This window comes from Anaerobiospirillum sp. NML120448 (genome assembly GCF_023050945.1).
In the GTDB taxonomy this organism is placed as follows: Bacteria; Pseudomonadota; Gammaproteobacteria; order Enterobacterales; family Succinivibrionaceae; genus Anaerobiospirillum.
Genome location: NZ_JALKIM010000097.1, coordinates 1 through 11,609, shown reverse-complemented (window position 1 = coordinate 11,609; position 11,609 = coordinate 1). Strand labels below are relative to the sequence as shown.

General features: G+C 41.8%; 2 protein-coding genes and 1 tRNA gene. All 3 read right to left on the bottom strand.

What is annotated here, in order from left to right:
- Positions 1 to 392: 392 nt before the first annotated feature.
- Positions 393 to 466 (bottom strand) — tRNA-Cys (locus tag MXE38_RS11195).
- Positions 467 to 803: 337 nt separating this feature from the next.
- On the bottom strand, positions 804 to 6,239 hold the full coding sequence (locus MXE38_RS11190; RefSeq protein WP_246914945.1) for an autotransporter outer membrane beta-barrel domain-containing protein: 5,436 nt from the start codon (positions 6,237 to 6,239) through the stop codon (positions 804 to 806).
- A gap of 416 nt (positions 6,240 to 6,655) precedes the next feature.
- Positions 6,656 to 11,068, bottom strand: coding sequence for an autotransporter domain-containing protein (locus MXE38_RS11185; protein ID WP_246914942.1), 4,413 nt, complete (start codon positions 11,066 to 11,068; stop codon positions 6,656 to 6,658).
- Positions 11,069 to 11,609: the final 541 nt, after the last annotated feature.

The window sequence follows — 11,609 nt, the reverse complement described above, 5'->3', positions numbered from 1 at the left end:
CTATGCTCTGTTTTGCCCCAAAATTTCGATTAGTCCTTAGGCAGAGATACAAAATATATCTTCTGCCACAGTACAGATTATAAGGGAAGGTCTAGCTTAAAGGAACTTTCGGATATTTTACAGTTACGAATAAGTAGCAAAAGCACTTAGCACTTAAAGCTAACCATATGCTGAGCAGTGGGCATATGTTCTTGTAAATCTCGTAGAACCTTTAAAAGGCGTAAAACTGTACTCCTAACACAAAAGTAAGATCATTGGTTGAGGGATGCTTTAGTAGGGAGTAAAAGCATAATCAGAACAAAAGTTTAAGAGGGAAAGAAGGGGAGTTTGAAAAAGATTTTTATAGATACAACGTACAGATAAAATATAAGAACCTTAAAGGTTCTTATTAGTGGAGGCGCGTTCCAGAGTCGAACTGGACTAGACGAATTTGCAATCCGCTGCATAACCGCTTTGCTAACGCGCCGCTTTGTGTTGCTTGGCTAAGCTTTGCTGCTCAACTCAAGTGACGCTCATTATAAGGATTTATAAAACACTGTCAACTAAATTTTAAAAATATTTTACAAAAATCTAATAGTGAAGCCAGATAAGCTCATATATTTGCGCTTTTACATCGCCCGCCCCAATAAAATTTGTGAGCTAAGATAGAGCAATAAACGCATAATCTAAAAAGGCAGACCTTAATCGGAAGATCTGCCTTGGAATAATTGAGCATTGAAAAAGTTCTTAGACGGCTCTTAGCAAAGTGGCTTGCCTTTCACTAAAACTAAGAACCGCCTGCTCCAATAAGCTAAATTAGCTTATTAGAACATGTAACGTACGTTACCCATTACGCCGAACTCATCAGCATTGGAAGAGCCAACATAGTTGGTGTTCAAGCCAACGGAGAAGTTCTCGCCATACTTAGCGTCGATACCCATGGTGGCACCATAAGTGAAGCTATCAAAGGCCTCAGAGGTGAGGTTCAATGCGTTAGAACCAAAGTTGGTGTCTAACTTAGCATCGGTATCACCTGCGTTAGCAGTTAAGGTTAAGTCAAATACTGGCTTAATAGTCCAAGAACCAGCTACGATGTCCTTAGAGATAGTCACACCAAATGGAATTGAGAACAATTGCATGTTGTCAACATCGGTAGAAGCTAATACTGAGCCCATGGACTTAGCATCATAGCTGTCTACAGATAAGCTGGTGTAGCGAACGCCTAAGTGTGGAGTTACGTCCATAGTAGCTACGTTGAGCTTGTACTCACCACGTAAACCTAAGGTAATGGCGGTAGCATCAGTATCAGCAGTTACCTTATCAAACTTGGTTAGACCAGTAGTCTGCTCAATATCGTTAGATACCTGAGTAAAGCCAGCATCAGCAACGAAGCTCATCTGACCGAAGGTCATACCAGCATAGAGACCTAAGCCGAAGTAATCAGCATCGTTAGATACTTGAGAACCAACGCCCTGGCCATCAATAGAGCCAGAACCAAAGTTGAAGTAGCCACCAACACGTACACCAGACTCAGTGGTGAAATCAGCACCTAATACTAAGCCAGTGATATCAGCATCTACACCGTAATCAAAACCATCAGCATCGAAGCTATCAGACTCATGGCTCTTGTAAACTGGAGATAACCATAAGCCGCCTTGAGCATTGTTAGCAAATACTAATGAGCCATTAGGGTTTGCACGGGACATACGATCTGCTACAGCATCGGTAGCTGCTTGCTGTGCTAAGTTGGTAGCCTGAATAGCACCACCATATACAGCTAAGCGTGCAGTAGCCTCAGAAGCCTGACCACCATTGTCCTTGGCTGCAAGTAATAAGTACTCTACACCAGTCTCAGTCTTATCAAGATCACCCTTAAGAGCCTTAATAGTGAGGTCTTGTACTGGGGCTGACTGATTGAAGAGCTTAGCACGTGCCTCAGCCTCTACTAAGTTGAAGGTTACCTTACCATCATTACCAATGGTGCCTTGTAATAAGCCGTTAGCAGCCTCAATAGTATTAGCAGTCATGCCACTTACAGTTGCGTTAGTACCAGATACTAAGTCGATAGTGTCAGTAGCAGTTAAAGCAGTATCAATGTAGATCTTGCTGTCGTTAGAAAGTGCTAATACACCATCATTACCAGCAAAGTTAATAACAGCATTGCTGGTATTCAAGATGCTCTGAGCAAAGTCATCAGTTACGAATAATGCAGAGTTATTACCTAAGGTAAACTTGTTATCAAATGAAGTACCGTTAAAGGCAGTGGTAAAGTCAGCAGAGGTCTTGCTGTGGTCTACGATAGTAGCTGTATTATCTGCTACGGTGTATTGGCCATTAGCAATAAATAATGCACCAAACTCACCTGAGTCAATCTGGTCGTTGCCATTCTTATCTAAAGATCCAATAGCATTGGTGTAGCGAGCAATGATTTCTTGAGCAGCAGCCTCATCATTACGCATACCAGCTACGAAAATAGCATTCTGGCCCACACCAACGTCACCACCAACGTTGATTACAAGATCGATATCTGATTGAGATGCGGATGTGCCCTTAACATAGCCTACAGAAGCCTTTGAGGTGTAAGCTGGGTCAATGATTAAGGAACCACCAGCTAAGTCTAAGGTGCCAACATCTAATAAGCCTGACTTGCTCTCTTCGCCATCCTGACCAACAGCTAAGGTCTTGCCAGATGCTAAGGTTAAGGACTTAGCTGATAGCTCGCCGTTTACCTGTAAGTTACCAGATGCGGTTAAAGTCTGAGTAACATCAATCTTACCGTTAATTTCACCAGAATTGGTGCTATTGGATAAGGTTAAGTTGTCTACAGTAGCATTGCCTGCTAATTCAAGAGTGCCTAAAGAAACGTCCTTAGCGGCTAAAGTACCATCAACAGATAACTCGTTAGCAAAGACGTTCTTAGCAGTAAGTGAGCTATTGGCATTAACAACTACTTCGCTGAGGTCAGCAGATGTAGAAGAACCAATATTGCCAGCAGTTAAGCTTACATTGTCGTCTACTCTTAAGGTACCATTGTTATCGCCAGCAGCTACAACATCCTTGATAGTACCTGAACCTTTTACGGTCAACATGGAGTCGGAGCCAAGTTGAACGTTAGCTTCTGCGCCAGTGCTATCAGCTACTAAGTTGGTGTTACTGTTAGCGCCGTTTAAAATTACGGAGCCAGTAGTACCTAAATCTAACTTAGTCTCGCCTTGAGCTAACTTAACAGTACCCCAATCATTGGTGGTATTAATTGAGCCTGAAACACCAGTAATAGTCTGGTTGGCGTAAATACCCTCTAAGTTTGCAGCCTCCTTAGCATCATCAAAGGATACTTCTGGGCCATTAGCAGTGCCAGTAACTGATACATTCTGACCATTCTTGGTAATCTTAAAGAGACCAGTAGTGCCACTTAAGAACTTACCCTTTTGTGCCTGTAGATCAGTTAAAGAAATGTTCTCGCCAGTAAAGCCGTCTAATACTAAAGTGGAGCTACCGTCTACTACAACCTTGCCTAAAGCAGTGCCGCTATTAGCCTGAGTGTAGTCTACAGTAAAGGTAGAATCGCCACGTACCTTTACGCTATCATTTTCAGTTACTACAGCGCCAGTAACCTTTAGAGAAGAACCTTCTTCAATGGTTAAGGTGCCAGAACTGGAAGTCTTTAAGCTCTCAGCAACGACATCAGCTACACCAGAAGTAGAGTCAAGTAATATAGCACCGCTATTTGAAGCAACTAAACCAGTATTAGAAAGATCCCACTTACCAGAGATGCATAACTCATAATCATCAGCAGGATTGTTGTTGCTAGCAGTAATCGTCTCAAGACCAGTTACTGAACCAGAGGTAGTGGTTTCAAGATATAGAGCTGCACCTGCGCCAATAACTAAATTCTTGTTAGCAGAGGTTAACTTGTTAGTTACTTGGACAGAACCGCTCTGGATGGTTACATCAGTAGCATTAGTATTAGTGTTGGTAATATCAAGCTCAGCAAGGCCTAGCAGAACATGATCATGTTGTGCACCTTGTAAGTTGAGCACACCAGTAGTGCCAGTTATGGTAGCTTTATTAGCCTTGATGAAGCCGCCTACCTTAGTAGCTTGGCTATTACTTTTATCCCATTCACCAATGACAATCTTATTGGCATCTGTAGCGCCATTACCTGTAACTTTTACGAAGTCATCAAAGTCAGCTGCAAAATTGCCTTGGATATCGAGAATACCACCTTTCTCAAGATTTTCATTATCGAGCGGACCTTCACCCTCAACACTTAAAGCGAAGCCTTTAGTATTGGCATCACCCTTTAAGATAGAGGTAACTTGATCGCCTGTTACTTTGAGAACTCCACTCTTTTCAGCAACTAAGCTTACTAAGCTGCCCTGATTACCAGTAGATGCTAAGGTTGCACCTGTAATATCTAAAGTATTGGTATTGGTTGTGCTTTCAGAAGCCTTTAAAGCACCCCAAGTATTAGCATCCTTATCGTTCTTGATGGTACCAGTAAGCACTAAGGAGCTATCATACTTGGCTTTATTGCCAACAATTACATTACCATGTGAAGTTTTACCACCACCAGTAAGAGTAATATTTTGCTCAGACTTCCAATTACCTAAAGCAAAGAGACGACCATTGGTGAATGATAAATCAGCGCCAGTAAAGGTACCAACAAAACCTTCAGTCTTATTTACACCCTGAACATCGGAGCTATCTAACTCAAACTTATCAGCAGAGCCATGGAAATCAATGTTCTTGTAGGCAGAAATAGTTTGGAATACAGAACCCTTTAAATCACTAAGCTTGTTGGACTCACCAGTAGCGGAACCGCCTAATTTAACATTGTCTGCACCAAGGTCAATTTTACCAGCTGTAAGAGTACCGACGGTTTTCTTGGTAAGAGCTAACTTTTCGCCCTTAATGGTGCCATTCCATTGAGTAGAACCAGAGGCAACATCAAAGTCAGCATTAGTGCCAGAACCAAATGCATAATCGCTAAGATTTACATAGTCATCTGAGTTAATAGTAACTTTAGAGAGCTTGCCAGCAAAAGTAATTTTGCTTCCATTGCCAGAAGTTGTATCAGTACCAGCCTTTACAAGATCGTTCACAATAGACTGGTCAATGTTTAGGTGGGCCTTTTCACCAAGCTCGACAGCACCAACACCTACTAACTGAGCATTTCCACTTACGTTAAGGGTAGTGCCTTTCTTGCCATTAGCACTCTTACCGCCTAATACAAGCTTAGAAGTAGCTTCCTTAAGGTCAATCTTACCAGCGGTAAAGTTTACAGTACCATCGGTTAAGGTGCCATCATCAGCTAAGTTGGTCTTATTTAAGCTACCAGTTAAGGTAAGAGTAGAAGTACCACTTACTGTGATTACAGAGTCGGCATTCTTGATGTTGAGAGTCTTAGCGCTTAAGTAGTTAGCTGCACCAGAAACATTGATATCAACACCATCAACATTAATCTCGCCAGCAACCTTGCCTCCATTAGTATAAGCACGAATAATAGCGCTGTGACCTGAGGTTGCTGCGCTCTTCATATCAATTTTACCGCCTTCTAAATTAAAGACAGCAGCATTTAATACAGAGCCAGAATCTAAGGTAATGGCGGAATCGGCACCAGTTACATTGAAGGTACCAGTGCCCTCAACATGCTTGCCAGCAGTGTCATAGGCTGCCATGGCATTGATTTGAGCGTTATCGTCCCAATCAGAATCTGTTTTATCTTCAAGATTGGTCTTGATGGTAACAATAGCATTGTTTAAGTCTACCTTGCTCATTTGAATTTGAGACATGGTGACATTAACTTCGGCATCATTAACTAAAAGTTGAGACTTTGGAGCCTTGTTAAAGTCATCCTTTGAGTCAAAGGTACCAATTAATCCTGAAATATTGCCGCTAGAACCAGAAAGAGAAAGAGTGGTGCCACTCTTTAACTCAACCAAACCATCAGTGCGCACATGAGTGGTCTGCTCAGAGAAAGATAAAGTGCCGCTGTTTACGGTAATACCCTTAATAAAGCCGCCAGAAGCACCACTAACAGAGCTATCATCTCCGTTAATCTCAATGCTAGCGGCTGGTGATTCAGCTTTAGTGCCGCTTAATACAGTAGCAAGGTCACTAGTAGCAGCTTGCGCCTGACCTGCAGCCATAGCAATGGTAACAAGAGCTGCGGAGGCGAGGCCCTTAAAATAAGCGTTATTGAAAATAGCGCGGTATTGAGCCATTAAAAACTTAATGGCATTGTTTGTTTGCTTCATTTTTTAGAAATTCTAAATAAGACATAGGGAAGAAGATAAAGCTTTGTCTTTTTAGGTTTACTTTATCTGGTAGCTAAAATGGCGTTTAAATACGGATAGGGGAGGGTACTAACCTCCAAGGCCAAAGTAGTTTTGCTTTAGAGCTTTAAGTGGAGCTATCAAGAGGTAGTTTAAGATAGAGCATTCCAATCAAAGCTGGGCAAAAGATAAAGCGTTAGGCTGTTTAAAGCCTGGGCTCATGAAAGTGCGTACATGAGAAAAATAGGGACGTTGGCTTAGAACAAGTCTAGTAGAGGATATTCCCAAACCAAAAGACAGCTTAAAAGTGAAATTGTTCTTAGACGGTTCTTAGCAAAGTGGCTTGCCTTTCACTAAAACCAAGAACCGCCCGCTCAAAAATAAGCTAGATTAGCTTATTAGAACATGTAACGAACGTTACCCATTACGCCGAACTCATCAGTGTTGGAAGAGCCAACATAGTTGGTGTTCAAGCCAACAGAGAAGTTCTCGCCATACTTAGCGTCGATACCTACGGTTGCACCATAAGTGAAGCTATCAAAGGCCTCAGAGGTTAAACCAATGGTCTTAGTACCAATAAAGGTAGTATCAAGCTTAGTATCGGTATCGCCAGCGTTAGCTGTTAAGGTTAAGTCGAATACTGGCTTAACAGTCCAAGAACCAGCTACGATGTCCTTAGAGATGGTTACGCCAAATGGGATAGCGAACATCTGCATGGTGTCTACATCAGTAGTAGCAACAGTGTAGCCATCAACCTTAGCATCATAACCATCAACTGCTAAACGAGTGTAACGTACACCTAAGTGTGGAGTTACGTCCATAGTAGCTACGCTGAGCTTGTACTCGCCACGTAAACCTAAGGTTACAGAGCTTGAATCAAAGGAAGCCTTAGCCTTAGAGAAGTCCTTGTGGTTAATATTCTGCTCTACATCATTAGAAACTTGAGTAAAGCCAGCATCAGCTACTAAGCTCATTTGACCAAAGGTCATGCCTGTATAGAGACCAAAGCCGAAGTAATCAGCATCGTTAGATACTTGATCGCCAACGCCTTGACCATCAACAGAAGCGGAACCAAAGTTGAAGTAAGCACCAGCACGTACACCAGACTCAGAGGTGAAATCACCACCTAATACTAAGCCAGTTAAGTCTGCGTCTACACCGTAGTCAACACCATCAGCGTCGAAGCTATCAGACTCTAAGCTCTTGTAAACTGGAGATAACCATAAGCCACCGCCCTGTGCATTGTTAGCAAATACTAAGGAACCATTAGGATTTGCACGAGACATACGCTCTACTACAGCATCATTAGCAGCCTGCTGAGCTAAGTTGGTAGCCTGAATTGCACCACCGTAAACAGCTAAACGAGCAGTCTCTTCAACAGCCTTACCGCCGTCCTGACCATTTACAGCACCAATGAAGGCTACACCATTCTCATCACGGTTATTCTTGTAATTACCTGCCATTACGTCGTAGGTAAGATCCTTAACTGGAGTGGACTGATTGTAAAGCTTGTCCTTAGCATCCTGTGCAATGGCAAAGGTTACGCCCTTATTAGTAGTATCTAAAGTACCAACTAACATGCCATTAGCAGCTTCAATATTAACAGTACCATTTGATGATAATGTTGTGGCATTAGTTAATTTGATAGAGTCACCACCAAAAGCATCGGTTACATCAAATACGAGCTTAGAACCGTCATTTAGTTGTAATGTAGTATTTGTAGTACCAGCAAACTGGATGATTTCCTTGTTCTGGGTAGTTGCATTATCAAAAAGCTTACCAGTAATTACTAAACCAGTATTAGCTCCTAACTCCATGTAACCACCAGAGTTATTTAGAGTGGTGGTCTTATCAGTAATCTTTTTAGATAAGGTATCAGTAGTACCAGTGCTATCTAAGAACACAGCATCACCAGCGGCAATAGACATACCTTGGTCTAATACAATGGCAGAACCGAGCTTGTTCTCGATTAAGCTGGTGTTTTCATCTAAGTAGCCATTAGAACGTAATACCTCAAGGGCAGCGTCTGCGGTTAAGCCTACAGCAAATACGGAGTTCTTACCAACACCAATATCACCATTAGCCTTTACATAAACGATGTCATCAGGAGCTGCATCAGGCTGATTAATAGCAGCTACAGAAGCAGGAGTACCAAACCCTGGATCGAGTACTAACTTACCGCCCTTCAAGTCTAAGCTCTTAACTTCTAAGAGACCATTGTCAGCACCTTCACCAACAGCTAAGGTCTTGGTATTAGCTAATACTAAGGAATCAGCCTTTAAAGAACCAGTGATGCTAGAGTTATCATCAAGAGTTACGCTTGTAGCCTGTAAAGTACCACCTAAGTCTAAAGTCTTAGCATAGACATTCTTTACAGTTAGAGCGCTATCAGCGATTACGTTAACTTTGTCTAATTTTACGGAATCGGAACCTAAATTGTTAGTTACAGTTACAGTGTTGGCAGTGCCATTGCCACCAACGATAAACTTACCTTCACCATCATTAGCTGCAACAACTTCCTTAATGGTTCCATTTGCTTCTACAGTTAAGATAGAGCCAGAAGCTAATTTAACACCAGCATCTGTTGCACCAGTTGAATCAGCAACAAGCTTGTTAGCACCATTACCATTTAAGGTTACAGCACCACCAGCAGCAACTGAAAGCTCTGTTTGACCTGCTTCTAACTTTACAGTACCCCAATCGTTTGATCCTGTTACTGCTGTATTAACGCCAGTAACAGTATTGGTGCTGAATACATCAGCTGCACCAGTACCACTTTGAGCTTGGGTATAGGTTACGTCTGCGTTCTGGGCAACACCAGAGGTAATTTCTACACCATCAAGCTTTAATAAGCCAGTATCGCCAATAAACTTGGACTTGATATCACCAAATTGTTTAAGGGTAATCTTGCCGCCATCTGGATTGTAGCCAGTTAATACTAAGGTTGAAGAACCGTCGAGCTTAACCTTGGCTAAAGCAGAGCTCTTATTAGCCTCAGCATACTTAACAGAAAGCTTAGAGTTTTCGGTTAGAGCAACTTTGTTTTCAGCAGTCGTTACAGTGCCATCTACGGTGAGTAAAGAGCCATCAGTGATGTTTAATGCACCGTTGGTGTCAACTGTTAAGTTCTTGATGGTTACATTAGCAGCTTTTGCAAGATTTGCTGCACCGCTAGCGCCTACATTTAATTCAGTGCCAGTTAAGTCCCACTTGCCGTAAATGTTGAGGGTGCCTTCGTTACCAGAGGCTTCACCCTTAACTGTTAGCTTGTCTACCTTGGTAACTGAACCATTGGTGGTACCTGCTTTACCTAAAGTTAAGGTAGTTTTAGCAGATGTGCTGCCAGAAACAATAACTTCCTTTAAAGTGGTCTCATTAGCAGAGGTTAAGCCATTTAAAGCAACTAAAGAACCAGAGGTCTGGGTGAAAGTATTGGCGCTATTGCTGGTATCTGGAGTTAACTTTAATACACCAGCTTCTACAGTGAAATTATTAACTGCGAAAGCTTTGCCTAAAGTTACGGTACCATCTGATGCAAGTTTAAGGGTTTTGCCACTTTCAAGAGCAAAATTTGTTGTATTTAAGGCACCAGTAGCAGCTAAAACTTTCTTAGTAAGGTCTAAATCACCAGCTACATTAGCAACAGAGCTCTCTTTAAAGTCAACCTTTCCGCTTTCAACTAAGGCATTAAGGTCAGCTGCGCTCATGCTGATCTTTGGGGTATAGAAGTTAACAGTACCCTTGTTAGTAATGTTATTTGTTCCAGAGAAGGTAACAGAGGCAGCAGAGCCTTCAGCGCCAAAGTTTAAGTTGGTGGAGGAAGCTAAACTAATTGTGCTGTTCTTGATATCAATGGTGCCTGAGATAGCAGTGCCAGAATTGGTGTCAGAAGCAGCCTTCTTTACATCGTAGTCAGTACCAATAGTTAAGGTACCTGATGTAACATCAAGCTTAGAATCAGCAAGATTTAAGTCACGAGAGGAAAGGGCACTACCATTATCACCAGATACAGTAATAGTAGTCTTGGAAATGTTTAACTGCTTAGAGCCTTCTAAATAGGCAAAATTAGTCTGAGAGGTGCCTGTAGCAACGTTGCCATTTAAAGTGATTTTAGATTTATCTAAAGCTGAGCCACTAACATTTAAGGTACCAATAGCTGTAATATTGGAGCCACCATTGATAGTAGCTGTAACATCAGTAAGATTACCAACGGCCTTACCATATTTCTTTGGGCCATCATCATCTTGATATGCACCTACGCCATAAGCAGTTAAATTGGTGCCGCCAGTGCCGCCAGAAGTTAAAGTGATGGTAGAGCCAGCAATATCAAAGTTAGCTACACCAATATTACCTGAATTTAACTTTAAGGTAGAACCAGAAGAAACATTTAAATCACTCTCGTAATGCTGTTTGGCACCACCTGCTTTGGCAGCAGGCTCTTTTACTGAACCAAGCAATAATGCGGTATCTGGGCCTTGAACGATTAATGTACCGCCATTGACATTAACATCACCTAAAGAGGTTAAACCACCAGAAATGGTTAATTGTGCACCCTTTTGTACGGTAATGGTCTTAGCAAATTTATCACCACCACTAACAGTTAAAGAGTCGCTTGAGCCAGTAGCAATAATGTCTTGAGCATTGGCTGCATCACTTACCAAAGAACCAGTAAGAGTGGCAGCATTGGCTTGGCCAGCAGCCATAGCAACGGTAACGAGAGCGGCGGTAGCTAAGCCCTTGAAGTATGCATTGTTGAAAATAGCACGGTATTGGGCCATTAAGAATTTAATGGCATTGTTTGTTTGCTTCATTTCTTTAGAAATTCTAAATTAAGAAGAGAAAGCTTTGTCTTTTTAAGAGCTTTATCTGGTAGCTAAAATGGCGTTTAAATGCGGATAGTGGAGGGTACTAACCTCCAAGGCCAAAGTAGTTTTGCTTTAGGGCTTTAAGTGGAGCTATCAAGAGGTAGTTTAAGATAGAGCATTCCAATCAAAGGTTGGCAAAAGATAAAGCGTTAGGCAGTTAAAAGCCTGGGCTCATGAAAGTGCGTACATGAGGAAAATAGGGACGTATGATTAGAACAATGTCTAGTAGAGGATTGTCCCAGACCAAAAGAGGGCTTAAAGCGAAGCTATCTTTTGGGAAGACACTTGGGCAAAAGCTGTTGTTTTATTTTGTAGCTAATAGGCTCTAACTAAAGTAAGAGAACATAGCCCAATAATATAGCTAACGAAAGAGTATTCTTAGGTTAAGCGCAACAACTTGCTTTGGTGAAAAGACAAAACTTGCGGAAAAGATAATAACAATAAAAACATTGCTATTATTATGCGATTTATTCGGAAAGGGAATAAA

What these genes read in the sequence shown, in the direction of transcription:
- MXE38_RS11190 (WP_246914945.1), bottom strand. Translation starts at nt 6,239, where the DNA reads ATGAAGCAAACAAACAATGCCATTAAGTTTTTAATGGCTCAATACCGC.
- MXE38_RS11185 (WP_246914942.1), bottom strand. Translation starts at nt 11,068, where the DNA reads ATGAAGCAAACAAACAATGCCATTAAATTCTTAATGGCCCAATACCGT.